The following is a 20,987-nucleotide window of genomic DNA, read 5'->3' on the forward strand; positions in this document are numbered from 1 at the left end:
CGCAGTAAAATGAACTGATTAAACTGCGCCATACGGCCACGAAAGAATCCGGAACGGTTTCAATATTCCAGCCGGAATGTAAACCGCTCTGGCTTAGCCTTCAGTTACTTGGCCGGCTTGGCAGACATAGCCATCGTGAACTGATCTGAACGACCGGTATAAGTGACATTGGCCTTATGCGCCCAGATACCGCTTTCGAAATGCAGCGGGATGAAAGCATAGTCTTTCATCACTTCGGTCTGTGCCTGCTGGAGCAGTTCCGAACGCTTATTATCGTCCATTGTTGCAACAGCTTCATAGATCAGCTTGTCAAAAGCAGGGTTGGAATAGCCGCCATAATTGGAGCCGCCCAAAGTGCCTTCTTCATTCGGTTTTGCCGGCCACTGGCGCAGGAAGGATGAAGCCTCACCGCTGGTGGAACCCCAGCCGCCGATCGCCACACTCAGTTCCTTCTTGGAACGGCGCGGGAAATAGATCGCGCGGGTCATCGCATCCACATCCGATTTAATGCCGATCTGCGTTAGATATTGCGCCACAGCCTGCGTGATCTGGCTGTCATTAATATAGCGGTCATTGGTGGTGGAAAGTGTCAGCTGGAAACCGTCAGGATATCCGGCTTCAGCCAGAAGTTTCTTGGCTTCCGCAGGATCATAACGCAGTTCCGGCGGGTTTGGCAGCGTACCGAACATGCCCGTAGGCAGGAACTGATAGGCAGGTTCCGCCGCACCGTCCATCAGACGGGAAACAATAGCATTACGGTCAATCGCCAGCGACATAGCCTGACGGACACGCACATCTTTCAGCGGGTTTTTACCGTCAGCAGCTTTGACATAAGGGCTTTCATCACGCGCCACATCAAGCTGGTAATAAATCACGCGTGTTGAAGGCGTGATCGTATAGCCGAAACGCTTGTCATCCTTGATACGGGACAGATCACGCGCAGCCGGATTTTCAATAATATCATAGTCACCGGCGAGAAGACCGGCGAGACGCGGACCGGCATTCGGAACCGGCAGGAAACGTACAGCTTCCCATGGCTCGGCTTCGCCCCAATATTTATCATTGCGTTCCAGCTCGATGGCAGAACCGCGCACATAGCTTTTCAGCTTGTAAGGGCCGGTACCGATTGCAAGTTTGCCATCATTGAAATCACCAACCACCGGCCATGCACCGGTCACACCGCAATTCTGCTCCGGTGCGAAACTGATCTTGTCATGTTTGACGATTGAGGAACTCAGAATACCCACAGTGCCGATAAAGGACGGAAGCAGCGGCTCAGGCGCTTTGGTCTTAATCACCAGTGTCTGTGCATCAGGTGCTTCAACAGACTCAAAATTCGCGGTAATGTCCGCAAAGGAACCGGCAATCGCTGTTTCGTTTTTCAGCGTGCGGCAGAAAGTAAAGATCACATCATCGGCAGTAAAAGGTGAACCATCAGAGAAAGTCACGCCTTCCCGCAGTTTGAATGTCCAGGTATTCTTGCCGTCATTCTCCCATGAACTTGCAAGAGACGGATGTACATTCTGCTTTTCATCCTGACGGGTCAGTCCGTCAAATATATGGACTGCCAAAGCATTATTCGGTGTCAGATCATGATAATGCGGATCAATTGCAGTCGGTTCTGATCCGAGCGCAATGCGCAGTGTTTCAGCTGATGCCGCACCGCTCATCAAAGCAGAGCTCAGCAGAGTTGTTCCCAGCAGACTCGCCACGAGCATTTTTTTATACATAAAAGTCTCCGTTCCCCAACGAATGTCATTTTTGATATGATTGTCATTATATTTGACATGGTTATTTTCAAAAATAGAGTATATGAAAATTTTATGCCGTCAACACCGGAAACCATCATGTCGCAAACTTTGAATCCCAAGTCCGATTTTGCCAACCGCATGTCTGCGGCATATCCTTCTTTCAGCAAATCCTATCGCCGGATTGCCGATTTTGTTCTGGCAAAACCGCTGGATGTCGTGGCAATGTCGATTGAAGGACTGGCCCATGCCAGTGGCAGCTCGACCGCCACAATCACCCGTTTTGTACGCGCGGCGGGCTATAGCGGCTATGGTGAATTCCGTGAAAAAATTGTCTCGGATTTTCAGTTTTCACCGTCAGAAAACAGATTAAACAGCGCTGAAAACACCCAGTCTGGTCAGCAAAGTGCCTATTTGCATACTGTTCTGGCCGATTGTTCCGACAATATCAAAGACACGATTGCCAATATTGATACGCCTTCATCGGAGGCATTTATTGAAGCCATTATTAATGCCAGACGCATCATCATTCTCGGCACCGGCGCCAGCCATTACGCTGCGACATTGCTAGAGGAAGGACTGGCTCTCTATACGGAGAAAAACGTATCCAATATTCTGTCACGCGGCGCATCCCAATATTCCAACAATTTTGTGCGCTCGGTGGATGAAGGTGATGTGGTTATCGCTATTTCCATGCCGCGTTATTCCAACAATACCGTGCAGCTTTCCAAAGCTGCCAAGCAAAAAGGGGCAGTGATTCTGGCAATCACCGACAGCCCGACATCACCGCTCGTTCAGATTGCTGATACGATCTTTTTCGCACCGGCACGAAACCGATTGCTGCCGAATTCTCCGGCAGCAATCTTTGCGCTGGCAGATGCCATCGTGACAGCGGTCGCGGCACGCCGCCCCGACATTGTAGCCTCCACAATCGGAAGCCCGCCGGAAGATCTGTTTTTATAAATAAAACAACATCATCCGGCAGATTATTGAATCAAAATCAGATCTTTACCCGTTCGGATTTCGGATCATAAGGACTGCGTAAATGCACATGCGCAGGATAGCGCTGACCGGCAACATCAACCTCGAAATCCCCCTGCTCCAGCCAGTCTTTACTAACGCCCTCCGCATGACTGACCAGCCCCAAGGCAACAGCACAGCCCAATGTATGACCATGGGCGGCAGAACGGATTTCTCCGGCAGGCACGCCATTGCGCAGGATCAGTTCCCCGCCCCACAAAACGGCATCTGCCTCATCGAGGGCCAGCTGCACAATGCGCCGCTTCAGAATATTATCAGCCTTGAACTTCACCAGCGCATCCCGCCCGATAAAACCACCGGCCTTGTCCATCGCCACGGTAAATCCTAGTCCGGCCTCATAGGGATTAATATCCGGCGTCAGTTCGCGGCTCCATGCACGATAACCTTTCTCAAGGCGCAGGGCTTCCAGTGCATAATATCCGGCATCACGCAGGCCGAATTCCTGCCCCGCTTCCTGCAGCGCTTCATAAACACCAACGGCAAATTCAACAGGCACAATCAGCTCCCAGCCAAGCTCCCCCACATAAGTCATGCGGTTGGCAAAAGCGGTTGCATAGCCCACGCCGATTTCACGCACCTGACCAAACAGAAATGCTGCATTGCTGAAATCCGTATCACTCAGTTTTTGCAATAGGTTGCGCGACTGCGGCCCCATCAGTGCCAGCACTGCATAGGCAGAGGAAACATCGGTGACCGTTACATAATCGCCTTCAGCAATATGCCGGTTAATCCAATCCGTATCGTGAACTGCCTGCGCAGAGCCGGTAATAATCAGAAATTTCTCCGCACCAAGCCGCAATACAGTCAGATCTGTTTCATAACCGCCGCGCTCATTGAGCATGCCCGTATAAACCGACGACCCCGCCGGCACATCAATATCAGCGACACAGAGATGATTGAGAACCCGGCAGGCATCACGCCCCTGTATCAGCAACTTGGCGAAAGAACTCTGATCAAAGAGAGCAACACGCTCGCGTACAGCCTGCATTTCACGCCCGACATTCTCATGCCAGTTCTGCCGCCCGAAACTATAGACCGTCTCCGGCTTCTGCCCCTTATCCGCAAACCAGTTCGCGCGTTCCCAACCCATTTTCGAACCGAAACAAGCTCCCTTCGCCTCCAGCAAATGATAAAGCGGCGAGCGGCGGAACGGCCGCGCCGTATCAAGCTCCCGGTTCGGCCAGGGCATTGCATAATGCAGACCGAGCGTTTCTTTAACGCGGTCATGTAACCAGCGCTGATTATTGTTGAATCCGGCAAAGCGACGAATATCCACCGGCCAGAGATCCATTGTCGGAGCGCAGTTGATAATCCACTCAGCAAGCGCACGTCCCGCACCGCCGGCACTGGCGATGCCCATAGAGTTAAAGCCGGCACCGACAAAGAAATTCTTCAGTTCCGGTGCCTCACCGAGAATAAAATTATTATCGGGAGTGAAGCTTTCCGGCCCGTTATAAAACTTCTTCACTTCTGCTTCCGCCAGTTGCGGCACGCGGATCAGAGCATTTTCCATCAACGGCTCAAACTGATCCCAGTCATCTTCCAGTAAAGCAAATTCAAACTTATCAGGAATACCCTGCATACCCCATGGTTTGGCCTGCGGCTCAAAACCGCCCATAACCAGACCGCCAACCTCTTCTTTGAAATAAATATAACCGTCCGGATCACGCATAACCGGTAAATCCGTATGCACGCCTTCAATCTTGCCGGTGACGATATACATATGCTCTGCCGAATGCAGAGGAACCGTTACGCCGCACATCTGCCCGACTTTACGTGCCCATTGCCCCGCGCAATTGACCACGATTTCTGCAGTAATATTCCCGCGATCCGTTTCAACACCGCAAGCACGGCCATTTTTCACGGTAATACCGGTCACCTGAACCCGTTCCAATATTCTGGCACCGCGCATTCGCGCGCCGCGCGCCAAAGATTGTGTCAGATCGCTGGGATTGGCCTTGCCGTCATCCGGCAGCCAGACAGCCCCCTGTAAGTCATCCGTGGCCATAACCGGCCAGAGATCGCCTGCCTCACGGGCTGAAATAACCTCGACATTGACACCCTGCGCACGGGCAGAGGCAGCGGTGCGCTGCAAAACAGTCATGCGATCTTTGCTGCGGGCAACAGACAGGGAGCCACATTTTTTCCATCCGGTCGCTAAGCCGGTCTCTGCCTCAAGTTCGCTGTAAAGCTGTGTGGAGTAGCGGATAAGGCCGGTCATATTGGCATGGCTGCGCAACTGCCCCACCAGTCCTGCCGCATGCCATGTTGTACCGCAACTCAAGCCTCCCTGCTCCAGCAACACAACATCTGTCCATCCCGCTTTGGTCAGATGATAGGCAACGGAACAGCCGATAATGCCCCCGCCAATAATCACCACCCGCGCCTGAGACGGAAAGCTGTCTGCTTTGTCTTTATGATCTGCATTATGCTCTGTCATGACCTCACTCCCTCCGGTTGAGATCACTATAAAAACAAAGCAACAAAAAACAACATTAAATGCAACAAAAAATCACATTCATGAAATATGTAACCGGAGGCCCTTCTCAGCCAGTGCTGCCACAAACTGCGGCTCCGGTCTGTGATCTGTAATAATGCCTGCGGCTTGCTCATAATGTGCAACACGCAGCGGCGTCATGCGTCCGAATTTCTCTGCGCTGGCCAGAAACCATGCTTTACCGGCAACAACGGCAAGCCGTGAGCGCAATTCCGCACCGTTACGGGTAAAGTCCGTAATCTCGCCCTCAGCAGTAATGCCGCCCGTGCCAAGAAATGCCAGATCAAACCGGAAATGCTCCAGCGCCTGTAATACATCAATGCCGCCGCTGGCCTCTTCTTCAGGGCTGATCTCACCGCCTAAAATATGCACGCGAATGGTCGGCACATGGCAAAGCTGCAATGCAATTCGCAGACTTGTGGTGCAAATTGTCAGGTTTTCCGGTGCTTTATCCTGCTGTGTTAAAGCCTGCGCCAAAGCCAAAGTCGTTGTGCCGGAGTCCAGAAAAACTACCATGCCGGGGCGGATCAAGGCACAGGCGGCCTGACCTATCGCGGCTTTGCCTCCGCTATTTTCCTGACTGCGCAACCCGAAGGCCGGTTCATGAAGCTGGATTTTTGTTGCCCCGCCATGAACCAGCGCCAGCAATCCCCGCTGTGCCAGCAGTTTCAGATCACGGCGGATTGTCTCCCGTGAGACGTCAAAAAACGCCGCAACCTCACTGATCCCCGCCACGCCATCTTCATTCAGCCTGCGCAGAATTTCATCATGACGCTGCGATGCCAAAATGCGTTGCCCGGTCGGGTTTTGAGCATCAGCCGGATTTTGATGATCAGATTGCGATGAGGTTTCTGCCACAGACAACTCCAGATACAGAAATGTTGCATCTTGTGACTTTTATCAAGAACCAGCCACGCAATGCAACATATTCTAAATCTTCAGATAGCCTTCAGCAACCTTAACCGCACTGCCGCCGATACGCGCACCGGTCAGCTTCTTCGCAGCCACATCCAGCTCCAGCCGGATGCGCGATGGTCTGCCCATCTGAATACCCTGCTCAATCCATAGCTGCGTAAGCCCGTCTACAGGCTGGTCAAATTCGTTGATAGCACCGGCAAAGGCGGCAACCGCAGAACCGGTGGCCGGATCTTCATAGACATGCTTGCCGGATGTGAACATCCGCGCATGATAATTGCTCTCAAAGAGCCGTGTCTCACGGGTATAGATGTAGAAAGGTATCGCACGACCTTCAAAAGCCTGCATATGATCCTCCACAAAAACCGGATCGACCACAACTTTGGCAGCGGCAATCATATTCTTCACCGGCACCAGCACAAACGGCTTACCGCCGCTCCAGACCGAAGGCACGTGATTTTCAAAGCCGATTTCATGTGTATTGAGGCGCAAGGCAGCGGCGGCCTGCTCTTTCTCTACGGTGATATTCACGCGCTCAGGCAGGCGTGGCAGGTCAAACTCGGCGAAAGCTGCCGACTGTCCTTCTGTGTCACCGGAGCCTGCGCAGTGAACCGCAACACGCACCGGCCCGACTTTTTCCTCAAGCGTCATAATCAGGTCGGTCTGAGGTTTTTGTCCGTTGCAATTTTTATAGGCCAGCGCAACCGCCGTACCCACGGTCGGATGACCGGCAAAATTCAGCTCATAATCCGGCGTAAAAATCCGTATCGAAGCTGTATGCAGCGGATTAACTGCAGGAGCAACAAACACAGTTTCCGAGAGATTGAACTCGCGGGCAATGGCCAGCATTGTGGCATCATCCAGCCCTTCAGAATCATGAACAATAGCAAGCGGATTACCGCTTAGAGCTTTCTCTGTGAAAACATCATAGATCTCGTAGAAACGCCCCTGTACAGCCATGCCGTTCATATTCCCTGCCCTTTAAGATGATCCATGTCCGCCCCGCTCCGGAACTTTCAAAAGTACCGTATCTGATTCAACACATTTGCATTGCCGGTTAAAACATTCAAATGATTCATGAAGTGCATAATATGCAATTCAAATCTCAGCCGCCCGCATCATATGCCGTTACTATTGCGCAAAATACCAGTCGGTGAAAGTACGAATATAATCGGGACTGCGTTCATCCAATATGCCGCCCTGCCCGATCATCAGCACCCGCGATAATTCCGGTTGCCTTTGCGCTGCAATAAATTCCTCCGCCTGCCTCTGCAATTCATTCGCCGTGCGGTCGAAATAATAACAACGGAACAGCGCCAGACTGCGATCACACATAACCAGACTATAGCCGCCGGTGCGCACCGCATGGTTCAGATCAATTCCGGTTTCCTCCAGCACTTCACGTCTGGCATTTCCGTCAAGATCAACCACACCGTCAACAATATCCTGATCGTCATTGGAGCCCGCCGGAAAATAAATCCGGCCGCCGACAGCGTTGTGTGAGGCCATTTGTCCGAGCAATAGCTGATTATCTGAGGAGACGATGACGCCACTGCCGAAAATATGAAACGGCTTGTCCGTACTTTTGTCTTTGCGCCAGTAAAGCAGACTGCGAAAACTGGTACGCTGATAGGGCGCACGCAAAATACCGTCTGCTAAAACGGCCTCTGCCGCCAGATAAATTTCTCCGTCATAGAGTGTCGGATTGCTTGCTACTTCCTGCTGCCAGTTTTCATCAATAGCCTTCTGATTCCGGACAACATAATCAGGAACACCGTCAACAACCTGTATCCTGACGTCACGGACAGGATAAACCCTGTTCTGATCTCTGCTTTGCATTCGTCTGCTCCGTTAGACTGAGCCTGTCCTTAAAGCTCAAGTGTGACGGCAACAGGACAATGATCACTTGCTTTTGGTCTGTCCCAGCCTATACGCGGGAAACGCACCACATCCTGCCCTTCAGGAAATAAAGTGCGGTAAGGCTGACCATTGCGGATAATTTCCGGCACAGCCTGCGCATTACGCTGCGCCAGTGCCGGTGATGCCCAGATATAATCCAGCTGGCACAGGTGGCGCTCCTGCGGGCCACGTGTGTGATACAAAGTCCAGCGATCGAGCTCCGGCCGCCGCTCCACCAGATTGACAGCAAAACCGTCATTGAGAAACACATTCAGGCAATTATCCGGCTCCTGAACCGGCGTAAAATCATAGCCGTCCCACTGGTCGCCCGTTATCGCGAGCTTCTCGTAATAATCATTGAAATCACCGCAGATCACCCATGAAGCATCCGCAGCACCGTCACGGCCAAATTTTTTCTCGATAATCATACGAACCGCCTGCGCCTCGGCCAGCCGTACCGGCAGCGTTGTCAATTTCGGATCCTGACCATAGCGCACCCCGCCCATGGATTTGAAATGCGTAACAAAGACTGTCAGCGGCTTGCCGCCAATACGCAGATCCAGCATCAGGCAATCGCGTTTAAACACCCGCTCATGGGCTTCTATTCCCACGGAGGACAGTACCGGATCATAAATACCCAGATCCTGATAGGTCAGATGTGCATTGCTCTCCAGCTTCACCAACTCAATCGTGTGGCCGCTGCGCGTTACGTCACGCATCATCACGCTGACATCAATACCGCGGCTGTCATTGCCGTCGATCAGATATTTATGTTTGTAGCCCTGCCCCACCATCTTGAACAAATAGCCATATTCAAAAGCGTTCAGCGCAGCGAGATCATCAACTTCCTGCAGGCAGAGAATATCCGCCCGTGTCTGCGCAATCGACAGAGCAGATAATTGCCGCGTATCATCCGTATGCGCCACCATCCGCGCCTGTTCGAGCTGTCGGTATTGTGTTTCATTATCAATGGCAAAGAGTTGTAATGAGCGATCCTGACGCAACTCATTGCGATAACCGGTAAAATCAAACCGGCGCATCAGGTTTTCGATATTGAATGTCGCTAAGGTGAATAATACCGGCCCTTCTGGCTGAACATTATCCATAACCGGTGTTGATTGCGTAGGAACCGTCTCAGACATTAAGCTACTCATCATTGCGTTCACATCAGGCTTACAGGATAAACCGGCGCTCCAGAGCAGTTTACGACCGGATTGGATTACAGCGCTCGCTCTATTTCCTGTTTACGCATGCCGTTATCGGAAAACCGGCACCCACTTTTCCGCGGCATGCGATAACTCAACCTAAACACCATATGTTGAATTGCAATCAGTGATATTGCCTGCAACTGATTTTTTTCAGAAAGCCTGCCCCTTAAATTGGCAGCATTTTTGTACTATATTAGCCTTAAGATATATAAATTCACGAACGGATATCCCTATGTCCAGATTCATTCTGAAAACCGCATTCACAGTGGGCATTGCCCTGCTCTGCGGCGCATCGGCCTATGCAGGCGGCAACCAGATCAGCGGCGGCATTCCCTCTCTGAACCCGACCGGCCTTCTGATTGTCGGCGGCATTACCGGCAGCAACCGCGCAGACCCTGCCAGCCGGAACTGTTACGGCTCCACACTCTGCAAAGAAAGCGGTGCCTATTATACGGAAGACGGCGTGCTGCATTATAAAAACGGCGATCCGCTGGTACAGCGCGGTGCTACTAAACGCATCGGCTCGGCAAAATCAGCCAATGCGGGCGACAATATCAATCATATGCAGTGGTGCAGCAATCAGTACCGCTCATATCGTGCGTCCGATAATACATATCAGCCTTTTGCCGGCAGCCGCACCACCTGCAATTCGCCGTTCTGAAATTTACTTCTCAAATAATATGCCCCTTCAGCCATTGATCGCGGAAGGGGCATAAAAGATTTACAGCAGGGGCTTAAATTTAGTCTTTGCTGACTTCGGTAATATAGTTGGCATCAGCCACCATATTGAAGTTCTTGACATTCTTGGCAGCAACAGCCGTTTCAATCTGCTGATAGAGCATCACGAACGGGCTTGTCTCCTGAAAATCCTTCTGGATTTTGTGGTACATCTGCTCGCGTTTTGCAGTGTCTGTTTCTTTTGCCGCATCCATGGTTTCCTTGGACATTTCAGGAATGTCCCACGAGCTGCGCCATGCTGTCGTTTTCATTGACACTTCATCGCCATTATCCGGATTATAGGAGAAAGTCGATGCATTGGTATGCGGATCCCAGTAATCAGGGCCCCAGATACCCAGCGAAAGCTGATGCTTGCGCGCACGTACTTTTGTTGTCGTCAGCTTGCCGTCACCCTGCAACAGCTCAACTTTGATGCCCGCTTTAGCGAATGTCTGCTGAATGCTTTCAGCAATACCAACGCCTGGCTGTGTATTCCGCACATCAAGCGTCACACTGAAACCGTCTTGCAGACCGGCATCGGCCAGAAGCTGCTTCGCCTTATCAACATCCAGTTTGAACGGCTTGTCATCAATCGCTCCGAACATACCAAGCGGCAGGAAGGACTGATGTGTGCGGCCGATACCTTTAATCAGCGTATTTTCAATCGCATCATAATCGACGAGATATTTCATCGCCTGACGGACTTCCAGCTTGGCAAGGTTCGGCACATTCTGGTTGGCTGTCAGATAATAGGTGCGCCCCTTCGGAGCACTGAGAATATTGAAATCGCTGTTCTTGGCAAATTCTGCAATATCACCCGGCTCAAGGTTACGGGCGACATCAATATCACCGGCCTGCAACAGCAGACGCTGCGACACGCTCTCCTTCACATGACGATAAATAGCGCGTTTTACAGCCGGTTTTGGGCCGCTGTAATTCTCATTGCGCTCCAGCAGGATCACTTCATTCGAGCGCCACTCTTTCAGGCTGTAAACGCCGGAACCGGCATAATTACGCTTGAGCCAGTCATAGCCGAAATCTGTATCAAACGGCTTGGCTTCCGTTTTTTCGGTTTTAACCGCATGTTCTTCAACCAGCTTGCTGTCAACAACAGAAGCCACACTGGAAGACAGCCCATTGAGCACGAAGCTCGGCGCGAAAGTTTCTTCCGTGGAGAACACGACCGTATAATCATCCGGCGCAGTCACCAGCTTTTCCACATTGTCTTTATTCAGACCAAACTGGCTGATGATGAATGCAGGGCTGAGATCAAGCTTGATCGCACGGTGCAGGGAATAAACAACATCCTGCGCCGTCAGCGGATTGCCGGAAGCAAATTTCTGCCCCTGCTTGACCTTGAAAGTAATAGTCTTGCCATCTTCCGAGACCACCCAGCTTTCCGCAATCTGCGGAATGATCTTGGTCGGATCTTTCGGATCTGTGGTCACCAGACGCTCATAGGTATTGGTCAGAATTTCCGACGTAGTGATCTCGAAAATTTCTGCCGGATCGAGAGAAATCACATCATCAATGGCCATTGCCACAACCAGCGTATCCGCCGGCGTTGCCGCCTGTGCAGCAGCCGCTGACAGACCAAGCACCGACGCGCAGGCCAGAGCCAGCGTGTATTTTTTAATTATAGTCATGAGTTTCCCCTCAATCTCTTCGCCTGAATCCTGTCGCTGTATAAGGACTCAGATTTATAAAATTATAACAAGGTCAGGCTACAGGATTGCCGGACAAAGCCAAGCATCTTTTTGCAAAGAAAGCCGTAAATTCAGCAGGTTAAGCACCAAAGCATATCGCAATTAAATACATCCATTTAACGGTGATATACTTCAGCTGAAACTCCGGCCGTGAAGATATAAAAAAGCCGGAGCAACGGGCTCCGGCTTTTTTTCATTCAGTGAGATTGCTTATTCTCAATTTTTCTCATGGGCACGGATCAGATTGCCAAGGCGCTTGATGCCCTCATCAATCATTTCATCATTGGCACATGAATAGGCGAGACGCAGCGTATTGGCACCGGTGCCATCCGCATGGAATGCTTTACCCGGAACAAAAGCCACTTTCTCTGTCTCAATCGCAGCGGCCAGAAGATCAGCACCATTCATATAATCCGGAAGATTAACCCAGACGAACATACCGCCCTCAGGCTTTGTCCATGTGGCCGATTTCGGCATATATTTATCCAGCGCTTCCAGCATTTTATTGCGGCGGTGCGAATAGACAGAACGGATTTTTGCAATCTGCGCATCAAAACCATTGGCAGCAACATGATGCACGGCCAGCTGATTGATGGTTGAGGAATGCAGATCAGCAGCCTGTTTCATCAGCACCAGTTTGCGGATCACGGTAGCATTGGCAACGACATAACCAACACGCAGCCCCGGTGCCAGTGTCTTGGAGAAGCTGCCGGAATAAATGGTACGGGTATTTTCAATCGAGCCTTTGCGCTCAATTTCCAGCGCCAGAACCGGCGGGATCGGCGTGCCGTCAAAACGCAGATACTGATAGGCAGCATCTTCGATCAGCGCGATATCCATTTCATCGCCCAGATCGATCAGCTTTTCACGGCCTTCACGATCAATGGTTTCACCGGTCGGATTGCTGAAATCTGCTGAGAAATAGGCAAATTTTACCTTACCGCCAGCCTTCTCTGCCGCTTCTTCATAGGAAGCCGGAGTACGGTTGCCGTTTGGCTGCAATGTATCATAGGTCGGCTCATAGGCATTGAAAGCCTGCAGCGCACCGAGATAGGTCGGGCGCACAACCAGCGCCGTATCATTCGGCGACAGGAACAGCTTGCCGAGATAATCCAGCGCCTGCTGCGAACCGGAAGTGATGAAGATATTTTCGGCAGTGCAAGGCACTCCGATTTTTGCCATTTCACCCTGCAGCCATTCGCGCAGCGGCTTATAGCCTTCACTTACCGAATATTGCAGCGCGGCATCGGATTTGCCCGTGGCGAAAATATCGGCATAGGCTTCTTTGAATTCTTCCGCCGGAAACAGTTTCGGATCAGGAATACCACCCGCGAAAGAAATAATATCCGGACGCTCAAGCAGTTTCAACAATTCACGAATTTCCGACGCTTTCATACGCGATGAACGTGTTGCGAATATTTTTTCCCAATCCAGCATGGGGGTTCCTCATAAAGTCAAAAGAGATGCCGTGAAATAGACCATAAAACTTAACTAAAAGCTGTGTGCCTTTGGTTATCACCTTATGCGTATTTCACAACAAAACAAGCAAAATATGTCAGCAATACTGACCTTTATTCATTTTATTGCGATTTGACGGATAATTTCGTTACATTCGAACAAAATCAGCCGCACAAAACTAACAATCATGCATTTTCAGCAACTGACCGCAGCATCATCACCTCATCAAACATTTCTCCGTTGAGAGAAATCCAGTTAGGTCTGCGGCCGAATTCTGTGTATCCTTCGCGCAGATAAAGCTGCCATGCTGTTTTATTCTCAGCCAGCACACTCAGCTCAAGCTGGGTAAAGCCATTGTCACGCGCATAGGCTTCAACAACCTGCATTAATTTCTGCGCAATGCCCTGCCCGCGCATCTCGCTTTTCACATAGACCATCACAACAATGGCGCGGTGAGCAGTTCGCGCACCAGCCTGCGGCCACAGGCCGATGAGTCCCACCGCTCTCTCGCCGTCAAAAGCTGCAAAAACCGGTGTGCTTAACTTTGCACGCCAGTCAGCTTCAGAGAATTTCACCCAGTCCTCATAGGCCGAACTGTAAGCCTCCGGATGCAACTGCAATGCCTCCAGCCTGATCTCGCGCATGATCGCAAAATCATCAGGCACCAGCTGCCGGATTGTTATTCCTGTCATTTTTCCGTCCTCCCGCTAAAGCGGTTCCTGTTAATATTGAATCAGCAGAACCGCTCTATCTTTTTATTTTTACGCGTATCTTATCCGATCGTAGCGGGATTAAAAAATCAGTCCAGCGGACTGATTTTCCCGCGAAGGCGGCTCCCGCTTTTCGGGACACGCTCTAGCAGTACTGCCAGAAATAATCAGGCCCGCACAAACAAATCTTTGTGCGGGCCTGATCTTCATAATTTTAGAATGCCAGTTTGGTTGCAGTTCTTACAACCAGTATGCCTCTAAACAAATTAGTTGCGAGCCTTATCAACCAGCTTGTTCTTGGAGATCCAAGGCATCATGCCGCGCAGCTTGGCACCAACTTCTTCGATCTGGTGATCGTCGTTCATACGACGGATACCCTTGAAGCGTGCAGCACCGGCACGGTATTCCTGCATCCAGTCGGATGTGAATTTGCCGGTCTGAATGTCGTGCAGAACGCGTTTCATTTCAGCTTTGGTTTCTGCAGTGATGATGCGCGGACCGGTTACATATTCGCCCCACTCAGCAGTGTTGGAGATCGAATAGTTCATGTTGGCAATACCGCCTTCATAGATCAGGTCAACGATCAGCTTCACTTCGTGCAAGCACTCGAAATAAGCCATTTCAGGAGCATAGCCGCCTTCAACCAGCGTTTCAAAGCCGGCGCGGATCAGTTCAACCAGACCGCCACAGAGAACTGCCTGCTCGCCGAACAGATCGGTTTCGCACTCTTCCTTGAATGTGGTTTCGATAACGCCGGAACGACCGCCACCAACACCAGAAGCGTAAGACAGAGCCAGATCATGGGCATTGCCGGAAGCATCCTGATGAATAGCGATCAGGCAAGGTACGCCGCCGCCCTTCTGGTATTCGCCGCGCACGGTATGACCTGGGCCTTTTGGCGCGATCATTACAACGTCAACAGTCTTTTTGGTTTCGATCAGACCGAAATGAACGTTCAGACCATGAGCAAAAGCAATGGCAGAGCCGTCGCGCAGATTATCATGGATGTGTTCTTTATAGATGTCAGCCTGCAATTCGTCAGGGGTTGCCATCATCATCAGGTCTGCCCATTTGGCAGCATCTGCAACGCTGAGAACTTCAAAACCGTCAGCTTCAGCTTTTTTAACAGTGGCAGAATCCATGCGCAGCGCGATGCGGACATGTTTGGCACCGGAATCCTTCAGGTTCAGCGCATGGGCGCGACCCTGGCTACCGTAACCAACGATAACAACATTTTTGCCTTTAATCAGATTTACGTCTGCATCACTGTCATAATAAACGCGCATAGGATATTCCCTTCCTTCTATGCTATTAGTCTGTGCCGTTTTTCCTCAAAACCGGCACTATTCCACACCGGCAAAATCAGGCACCGGCTTTATTTCCGTAAAGAGCAAAAAACTGTCGTGTTGCCGTTCTGGCATCACGGATAATTTCTGCATCACTGACCTCATGACGGTCGCCGAGCAGCAGACGGATCTGCATATCGCGCACCACAAGGCCGAAGAACGAGGCAAAAGCCTCATTAATATCATCAAAGTCCAACAGACCTGCATCGCGTCCGGTTTCAAGCACCGGCTTGAGACGACGCGCCATAGCGATCGGACCATTATTCAGAACGATCTCACCAAGATCCGACTTACCGGAACCCGCATGGCTGACCGCTAAGCGGTTCAGTGCGATGGATGTGCTTCCGGACAGAACCAGCAACCAGTCGCGGGCAAAATGCTCCAGACTGGTAAAGAGAGATTCTTCATCCAGCCCTTCCCGCGCCACCGGCACAACACGCACTTTCGACGCCTGCCACTGCACAGTTGCGGTCAGCAGACCGTCACGGTCGGTGAACCATTTATACAGCGTTTCCTTGGAGCAGCTTGCACGTCGTGCAACACCTGCCATCGTAAGACTGTCACCACCCTCAACGAGGAGTTCCAGCGCGGCATTCAACACATCCTTCTGACGATCTGTCAGATCTGTGCCGGTTCCGACATTGCTCACGACATTCTCAGGTTGCTGCAACTGCACGCTTCCACGCTCCTTAATTCTTGTTTGAACAGCAGCCTAACGAGATTCTCATCATGCGTACCGTACGTTACGGTTCGGACTATGCCGCCAGTTTACCAACAATGCAAGAGGGATTTTATGCCGAAACAAATTTTATAGGCTATTTCCCCTGCCCGCTACAGGCAGGGGAAAATAATACAGCATTCTCAACACCGCAAAGGCCGGTTTATGCCTGAGGCCAATATCGCCATTCGCAACCATGTCCGGTGTCTTTTTGGCCAGACACTCAGAGATTAACCTGTGTACCGATCTCCACCACACGACCGGTCGGAATCTGGAAATATTCCGTGGCATCGGATGCGCTGCGGGCAAGCGTAATAAACAATTTCGCCTGCCAAAGCGGCATTGGTGAACGCGGAGAAATACGCAAAACGCGTCGCGACAGGAAGAATGACGTGGTCATAATGTCATATTTCCAGCCAAGCTTGCGGCAAATCCCCAGCGCACGCGGAATATTCGGCGACTGCATATAGCCGAAAGTCAGCGTCACCTGCATAAACCGGTCGCTATATTGCGAGACGCGCGCACGGTCATCCTCATCCACCCAAGGGCGTGGTGCCGTCACAACGGTCAGGATCACATTGTTCTCGTGCAGAACCTTGTAATGTTTGAGGCTATGCATCAGCGCGGTCGGCACACTGGACGGATCACCGGTCAGAAACACCGCTGTGCCGGGCACGATAACCGGCTCCTTACGCGCCATCTGGCTGACAATAATATCCAGCGGCACTTCTGTTTTGCGGGTTTTCTGGAACAGATGGCGGCTGCCGCGCACCCATGTCCACATCACCAGCAGCACCAGCGCGGCCACAACAATTGACGCCCAGCCGCCCTGATGCACTTTGACCAGATTAGCACTGAAGAACATCAGATCAACAATAGCGAAACCGGCAATTGTCAGCACCACAACCGGCAGGCTCCATTTCCAGAGACGACGCATAACAAAGAACAGCAGGGTTGTTGTCACCAGCATATTACCGGTCACCGCAATACCATAGGCAGCCGCCAGATTTGTCGATTTCTGGAAGGTCACCACCAACAGAACAACGGCAATACCAAGCAGCATATTAATGCGCGGCATATAAATCTGGCCGTGCAATGTTTCTGATGTATGCAGCACTTCAAGCCTTGGCAGAATATTCAGCTGCACAGCCTGCCGCGCCAGCGAATAAGTACCGGTTAAAACTGCCTGACTGGCGATAACCGTAGCAACAGTTGCCAGCAGTACCATTGGCAGCAGTGCCCAATGCGGCATCATCTGGAAAAACGGATTGCGCACTTCCTCGCCGCCCGCAGCGCTATGGGTCAGAATGAAAGCACCCTGCCCGAAATAATTCAGGATCAGGCTCGGAAACACTACCCACAGCCATGCCCGCACAATCGGCTTGCGGCCGAAATGACCGAGATCGGCATAAAGCGCCTCGGCACCGGTAACCGCCAGAAAGATTGCACCGATCGTTGCAAAGGACGTAGCCGGATTACCGCCAAGAAATGCAAAAGCGTAATAAGGATTAAGCCCCGCCAGAATGCCCGGATCATCAAAAATATGGATAAAGCCTGTGAGACCAAGTGCCAGAAACCAGACCAGCATCACCGGCCCGAAAATACTCGCCATACGTCCTGTACCGTGCTTCTGGACAAAAAACAGCACAACCAGAATAGTGATCGTAATCGGCACCACATAGGGCGTCATATCCGGCGCAACAATTTCCAGCCCTTCCACGGCGGAGAGCACAGAAATTGCCGGTGTAATCACCGCATCACCGAAGAACAGCGACGCACCGACAATACCAATCCCGAGAATAATATCCGGACGATTGGCAAAACTGGAGCGCACCAGCGCCATCAGCGAGAGAATACCACCCTCGCCATTATTGTCCGCACGCAGCACAAACAACACATATTTCACGGTCACAATCAGCGCCAGCGACCAGACGATCAGAGAGATCACGCCAAGAATTTCAGTACGCAGCAAATTGCCGTCGGTGATAGAAGCGTGCAGTGCTTCACGAAATGCATAAATCGGACTGGTGCCGATATCGCCATAGACGACGCCAAGCGCGCCCATCATTAAAAGCTTCAGATTTCCCGTATGATTATGAGGATCAATAATTTCCTCATCTGCGCTAACCGGCGCATCCTGATTGGCAATATCTTCACGCTGCGCCTGATTCATAAAATACCTTTTAAATACCTTTTGATACAGAATGAGCACAGATAGCCGGATATGAAGACAAGAAAACAGGCTGATCCGGTGCTCAGTATAACCATGTTCCGGACATAAAGAAAACTGCCGGAAAGCCCGTATATAAATGCTCAATCCTGCACAAAAACAATGTGCATCAATGCATAACTGCCCTGATGAGGCATCACAAATACGGATAGCTCATCAGGGCAGAAATTAAATAAAATCAAAATATTACAAGAAAAAACTGAATCAAAACACAAAAAGCATTTTAGCCGAGTGCCTTGATAAAACGCTGCACCGACTGGCGCATACCATATTCCAGTGCATCTGCTGTCAGGCCGTGGCCGATGGAAACTTCGCTCAATGTCGGCATGACTTTTACCAGTGCAGGCAGATTGGCAACAGTCAGATCGTGACCGGCATTAATGCCTAACCCGAGTTCCGCAGCTTTCAACGCGGCCTTTTCCAGCAATGCCAATTCATGCGCCTGCGTTTTAGGATCAGCATAAGCACCGCCATAAGGGCCGGTGAAAAACTCCACGCGGTCGGCACCGGTCTCTTTCGCAATCTCAAGACCATCCGGCATTGGATCAGCAAACATTGAAACACGCATGCCGCGGGATTTCAGCCGCTTGGTCACTTCGCTCAGCATCACCTTATGTTTGGCAAAATCCCAGCCGTGATCCGAGGTATTCTGCGCCGGATCATCCGGCACCAGTGTCACCTGTTCCGGCTCGTGTTGCTCCACCAGAGCCAGAAACTCTTCCGACGGATAGCCTTCAATATTGAATTCAGCCTGAGGGAACTCATCATCAATCAATGCACGAATATCTGCCAGATCAGAAAAACGGATATGGCGCTGATCAGGGCGCGGATGCACAGTCAGGCCGGAAGCACCGGCATCAAGCGCAATGCGACCCAGACCGGTCACGCTCGGCCAAGGCAGATCACGGCGGTTACGCAGCATTGCCACCGCATTAAGATTAACCGACAGAGTTGCAACCATGATCCGAGCTCCCTGCTATATTTATTAGCGAACGATTGTTAGTTTTTCCGCCGCACGGGTAATTGCCGTATAGAGCCAGCGTTCACGCGTATCGCGGAAAGCATAACTCTCATCAAACAACACCACATTATTCCACTGTGAACCCTGCGCTTTATGGGTGGTCAGCGCATAGCCATAGTCAAAATCATCAAAACGCTTTTTAGTCTGCCACGGAATTTCCGCATCAGGATCTTCAAACTGCGCTTTCAGCAGCTTGATTTTGGCCACGCCGCGACCCGGTTCTTCATCCTCCGGCGCAATCAGCAAATTAATGCCGGGCTTCACGGTTTCCTTGGAGGATGTCATCACCTTCCAGAGCGAACCGTTGAGCAACCCTTTGGCCGGATCATTGCGCAAGCAAACCAGCTTATCACCGGATTGCGGATATTCTGCCGTAAAACCTTTGAGTTCACGCAGCCGCTGATTATAGCGCTTGCGGGTGCGATTGGTGCCGACAAGCACCTGATCGGCATCCAGCACCAGTTCCTGATTAACTTCCGCCTTACTGATAACGCGCGCAGCACCGTAATCGCCATAAGGGATTTCGCGGCCTTCACGCACATCCAGTGCCAAGCGAATAATCGGATTATCCTGCGCCTGACGGTGAATTTCTGTCAGCAGATAATCCGGCTCGTGCTCAGTAAAGAAGCCGCCACCGCTGATCGGCGGCAACTGACCGGGATCACCGAGTACCAAAATAGGTGTGCCGAACGTCATCAGATCGCGGCCAAGTTGCTCATCGACCATCGAACATTCATCAACAACGATCAACGCAGCTTTGGCAACAGGGCTTTGACGATTGAGCGAAAAGGTCGGCGAGATCGAGGTTTTGCCGGTCGTTTCATCCTCAATCGCTTCCTCACCTTTCGGACGATAGATCAGCGAATGCAGCGTGCGTGCATTGCTTGCGCCTTTAGAGCGCAATACCTGAGCCGCTTTACCGGTAAAGGCCGCAAACTGCACCTCACCATCCACATGCTCGGCGAAATAGCGCGCAAGCGTGGTCTTACCCGTTCCCGCATAGCCAAAAAGGCGAAATATCGGTGAACGGCCTTTAGCCAACCATTGCGCAACAGCCTGCAGCGCGTTGTCCTGTTCCGGTGAAAATTCCATTATGCCTCTGCCATCATGCCTTCCATTGACCGGATTCGTCCCGAAAGAGCAAGGTTTATCACTTCAGCATCGGCCACAGGCTGACCACCAGCAGAGCCGCCATCGTCAGATTGAACCATTTAAGACGCACCGGATCTTCCAGCCATTGGCGTAACAAACTGCCGAAAGCCGCCCATGACGACACGCTCGGCACATTAATCACAGCAAACACAACACCGATCAGCAGCACGGAAAGCGAATAGGCATCATGCACCGTATAGCTCGCCATTGCTGTGACAGCCATCACCCACGCTTTCGGGTTCACCCATTGAAACAACCATGCCTGCATGAAACTCATCGGCTGAGCAGTTTCATCATCAACACGACCGACAGACGTCGATGTGGCGATTTTATAGGCCAGATAGAGCATATAGGCACCACCGGCGAATTTCAGCCCCACATACAGCGCCGGCGCGGTTTCGAGCACAGCACCCAGACCATAGCCGACGCCAAGCAGAAGCGACAGAAAGCCGATGCCAATTCCCAGCATATGCGGAATGGTACGGCGGAAACCGAAATTCACGCCGGAAGCCAGCAACATCAGATTATTCGGCCCCGGTGTGATGGATGTCACAAAGGCAAACACCACCAAGGCCATAAAAACATCATAAGAAAGCAACATCTTGAAAACGCTCTCGTTGC

Annotated in this window: 18 protein-coding genes; 3 read left to right on the top strand and 15 right to left on the bottom strand. The window is 51.4% G+C overall.

Annotation, left to right across the window (positions count from 1 at the left end):
• Window positions 1-104 precede the first annotated feature (104 nt).
• Window positions 105-1,730, bottom strand: a complete 1,626-nt coding sequence (locus K1X45_RS04710; RefSeq protein WP_022711421.1) for an ABC transporter substrate-binding protein — start codon at window positions 1,728-1,730, stop codon at window positions 105-107.
• Between the two features lie 117 nt (window positions 1,731-1,847).
• Here K1X45_RS04710 and K1X45_RS04715 point away from each other — a divergent pair, with 117 nt between their 5' ends.
• Entirely contained in the window at window positions 1,848-2,711 is an 864-nt protein-coding gene (locus tag K1X45_RS04715) for a MurR/RpiR family transcriptional regulator (protein WP_220159962.1), read from the top strand.
• Between the two features lie 37 nt (window positions 2,712-2,748).
• Here the strand turns inward: K1X45_RS04715 and K1X45_RS04720 are convergent, their stop codons facing one another.
• The 5 genes from K1X45_RS04720 to K1X45_RS04740 all read right to left on the bottom strand — a co-directional run bounded on the left by K1X45_RS04720 (window position 2,749) and on the right by K1X45_RS04740 (window position 9,140).
• The gene (locus K1X45_RS04720) at window positions 2,749-5,229 is read right to left on the bottom strand and encodes an FAD-dependent oxidoreductase (protein ID WP_220159963.1); all 2,481 of its coding nucleotides are present in this window, start codon (window positions 5,227-5,229) and stop codon (window positions 2,749-2,751) included.
• Between the two features lie 78 nt (window positions 5,230-5,307).
• Complete coding sequence (locus K1X45_RS04725; protein WP_370627074.1) at window positions 5,308-6,150, bottom strand: DeoR/GlpR family DNA-binding transcription regulator; 843 nt, start codon at window positions 6,148-6,150, stop codon at window positions 5,308-5,310.
• Window positions 6,151-6,216: 66 nt separating this feature from the next.
• Window positions 6,217-7,170 carry a PhzF family phenazine biosynthesis protein gene (locus K1X45_RS04730; RefSeq protein ID WP_022711417.1) on the bottom strand — a complete coding sequence of 318 codons (954 nt, stop codon included), beginning with the start codon at window positions 7,168-7,170 and terminating at the stop codon, window positions 6,217-6,219.
• Between the two features lie 162 nt (window positions 7,171-7,332).
• A complete protein-coding gene (locus K1X45_RS04735) occupies window positions 7,333-8,040 on the bottom strand; it encodes an NUDIX hydrolase (RefSeq protein WP_213598411.1) in 708 nt (235 codons plus the stop codon).
• Between the two features lie 29 nt (window positions 8,041-8,069).
• Window positions 8,070-9,140, bottom strand: coding sequence for an endonuclease/exonuclease/phosphatase family protein (locus K1X45_RS04740; RefSeq protein WP_220160384.1), 1,071 nt, complete (start codon window positions 9,138-9,140; stop codon window positions 8,070-8,072).
• A 400-nt stretch (window positions 9,141-9,540) separates the two neighbouring features.
• On the opposite strand from K1X45_RS04740, the gene K1X45_RS04745 reads away from it, so the two are divergent.
• Window positions 9,541-9,969: a BA14K family protein gene (locus K1X45_RS04745; RefSeq protein ID WP_220159965.1), complete on the top strand. Its 429-nt coding sequence runs from the start codon at window positions 9,541-9,543 to the stop codon at window positions 9,967-9,969.
• Window positions 9,970-10,048: 79 nt separating this feature from the next.
• Here K1X45_RS04745 and K1X45_RS04750 read toward each other — a convergent pair whose 3' ends face one another.
• The 5 genes from K1X45_RS04750 to K1X45_RS04770 form a co-directional block, all read right to left on the bottom strand.
• Window positions 10,049-11,671: an ABC transporter substrate-binding protein gene (locus K1X45_RS04750; protein ID WP_220159966.1), complete on the bottom strand. Its 1,623-nt coding sequence runs from the start codon at window positions 11,669-11,671 to the stop codon at window positions 10,049-10,051.
• Between the two features lie 276 nt (window positions 11,672-11,947).
• The gene (locus tag K1X45_RS04755) at window positions 11,948-13,168 is read right to left on the bottom strand and encodes a PLP-dependent aminotransferase family protein (protein WP_121991425.1); all 1,221 of its coding nucleotides are present in this window, start codon (window positions 13,166-13,168) and stop codon (window positions 11,948-11,950) included.
• Between the two features lie 206 nt (window positions 13,169-13,374).
• On the bottom strand, window positions 13,375-13,881 hold the full coding sequence (locus tag K1X45_RS04760; protein WP_220159967.1) for a GNAT family N-acetyltransferase: 507 nt from the start codon (window positions 13,879-13,881) through the stop codon (window positions 13,375-13,377).
• 284 nt (window positions 13,882-14,165) lie between these two features.
• Window positions 14,166-15,185, bottom strand: a complete 1,020-nt coding sequence (gene ilvC / locus K1X45_RS04765) for a ketol-acid reductoisomerase (RefSeq protein ID WP_220159968.1) — start codon at window positions 15,183-15,185, stop codon at window positions 14,166-14,168.
• Between the two features lie 76 nt (window positions 15,186-15,261).
• On the bottom strand, window positions 15,262-15,894 hold the full coding sequence (locus tag K1X45_RS04770; RefSeq protein ID WP_238481728.1) for a TetR/AcrR family transcriptional regulator: 633 nt from the start codon (window positions 15,892-15,894) through the stop codon (window positions 15,262-15,264).
• Between the two features lie 80 nt (window positions 15,895-15,974).
• Here K1X45_RS04770 and K1X45_RS04775 point away from each other — a divergent pair, with 80 nt between their 5' ends.
• Window positions 15,975-16,136, top strand: a complete 162-nt coding sequence (locus K1X45_RS04775; RefSeq protein ID WP_213630841.1) for a hypothetical protein — start codon at window positions 15,975-15,977, stop codon at window positions 16,134-16,136.
• 50 nt (window positions 16,137-16,186) lie between these two features.
• Here the strand turns inward: K1X45_RS04775 and K1X45_RS04780 are convergent, their stop codons facing one another.
• From K1X45_RS04780 to K1X45_RS04795, 4 genes are all read right to left on the bottom strand, one after another.
• Window positions 16,187-18,031 (bottom strand): potassium transporter Kup, encoded by a 1,845-nt coding sequence (locus K1X45_RS04780; protein ID WP_225688486.1) that lies wholly within the window; start codon window positions 18,029-18,031, stop codon window positions 16,187-16,189.
• Window positions 18,032-18,416: 385 nt separating this feature from the next.
• Window positions 18,417-19,154, bottom strand: a complete 738-nt coding sequence (locus K1X45_RS04785; protein WP_213598420.1) for a pyridoxine 5'-phosphate synthase — start codon at window positions 19,152-19,154, stop codon at window positions 18,417-18,419.
• Between the two features lie 24 nt (window positions 19,155-19,178).
• Window positions 19,179-20,306, bottom strand: coding sequence for an ATP-dependent RecD-like DNA helicase (locus tag K1X45_RS04790; RefSeq protein ID WP_022711406.1), 1,128 nt, complete (start codon window positions 20,304-20,306; stop codon window positions 19,179-19,181).
• A gap of 58 nt (window positions 20,307-20,364) precedes the next feature.
• Window positions 20,365-20,967 (bottom strand): LysE family translocator, encoded by a 603-nt coding sequence (locus K1X45_RS04795; protein ID WP_121991430.1) that lies wholly within the window; start codon window positions 20,965-20,967, stop codon window positions 20,365-20,367.
• Window positions 20,968-20,987: the final 20 nt, after the last annotated feature.

Origin of the sequence: Pseudochrobactrum sp. Wa41.01b-1 (genome assembly GCF_019464455.1) — a bacterium.
Taxonomy (GTDB): domain Bacteria; phylum Pseudomonadota; class Alphaproteobacteria; order Rhizobiales; family Rhizobiaceae; genus Pseudochrobactrum; species Pseudochrobactrum saccharolyticum.

What these genes read in the sequence shown, in the direction of transcription:
- K1X45_RS04750 (WP_220159966.1), bottom strand. Translation starts at nt 11,671, where the DNA reads ATGACTATAATTAAAAAATACACGCTGGCTCTGGCCTGCGCGTCGGTG.
- K1X45_RS04745 (WP_220159965.1), top strand. Translation starts at nt 9,541, where the DNA reads ATGTCCAGATTCATTCTGAAAACCGCATTCACAGTGGGCATTGCCCTG.
- K1X45_RS04795 (WP_121991430.1), bottom strand. Translation starts at nt 20,967, where the DNA reads ATGTTGCTTTCTTATGATGTTTTTATGGCCTTGGTGGTGTTTGCCTTT.
- K1X45_RS04775 (WP_213630841.1), top strand. Translation starts at nt 15,975, where the DNA reads ATGCGTACCGTACGTTACGGTTCGGACTATGCCGCCAGTTTACCAACA.
- K1X45_RS04715 (WP_220159962.1), top strand. Translation starts at nt 1,848, where the DNA reads ATGTCGCAAACTTTGAATCCCAAGTCCGATTTTGCCAACCGCATGTCT.
- K1X45_RS04785 (WP_213598420.1), bottom strand. Translation starts at nt 19,154, where the DNA reads ATGGTTGCAACTCTGTCGGTTAATCTTAATGCGGTGGCAATGCTGCGT.
- K1X45_RS04735 (WP_213598411.1), bottom strand. Translation starts at nt 8,040, where the DNA reads ATGCAAAGCAGAGATCAGAACAGGGTTTATCCTGTCCGTGACGTCAGG.
- K1X45_RS04755 (WP_121991425.1), bottom strand. Translation starts at nt 13,168, where the DNA reads ATGCTGGATTGGGAAAAAATATTCGCAACACGTTCATCGCGTATGAAA.
- ilvC (WP_220159968.1), bottom strand. Translation starts at nt 15,185, where the DNA reads ATGCGCGTTTATTATGACAGTGATGCAGACGTAAATCTGATTAAAGGC.
- K1X45_RS04780 (WP_225688486.1), bottom strand. Translation starts at nt 18,031, where the DNA reads ATGATGGGCGCGCTTGGCGTCGTCTATGGCGATATCGGCACCAGTCCG.
- K1X45_RS04790 (WP_022711406.1), bottom strand. Translation starts at nt 20,306, where the DNA reads ATGGAATTTTCACCGGAACAGGACAACGCGCTGCAGGCTGTTGCGCAA.
- K1X45_RS04760 (WP_220159967.1), bottom strand. Translation starts at nt 13,881, where the DNA reads ATGACAGGAATAACAATCCGGCAGCTGGTGCCTGATGATTTTGCGATC.
- K1X45_RS04730 (WP_022711417.1), bottom strand. Translation starts at nt 7,170, where the DNA reads ATGAACGGCATGGCTGTACAGGGGCGTTTCTACGAGATCTATGATGTT.
- K1X45_RS04740 (WP_220160384.1), bottom strand. Translation starts at nt 9,140, where the DNA reads ATGCGCCGGTTTGATTTTACCGGTTATCGCAATGAGTTGCGTCAGGAT.
- K1X45_RS04710 (WP_022711421.1), bottom strand. Translation starts at nt 1,730, where the DNA reads ATGTATAAAAAAATGCTCGTGGCGAGTCTGCTGGGAACAACTCTGCTG.
- K1X45_RS04720 (WP_220159963.1), bottom strand. Translation starts at nt 5,229, where the DNA reads ATGACAGAGCATAATGCAGATCATAAAGACAAAGCAGACAGCTTTCCG.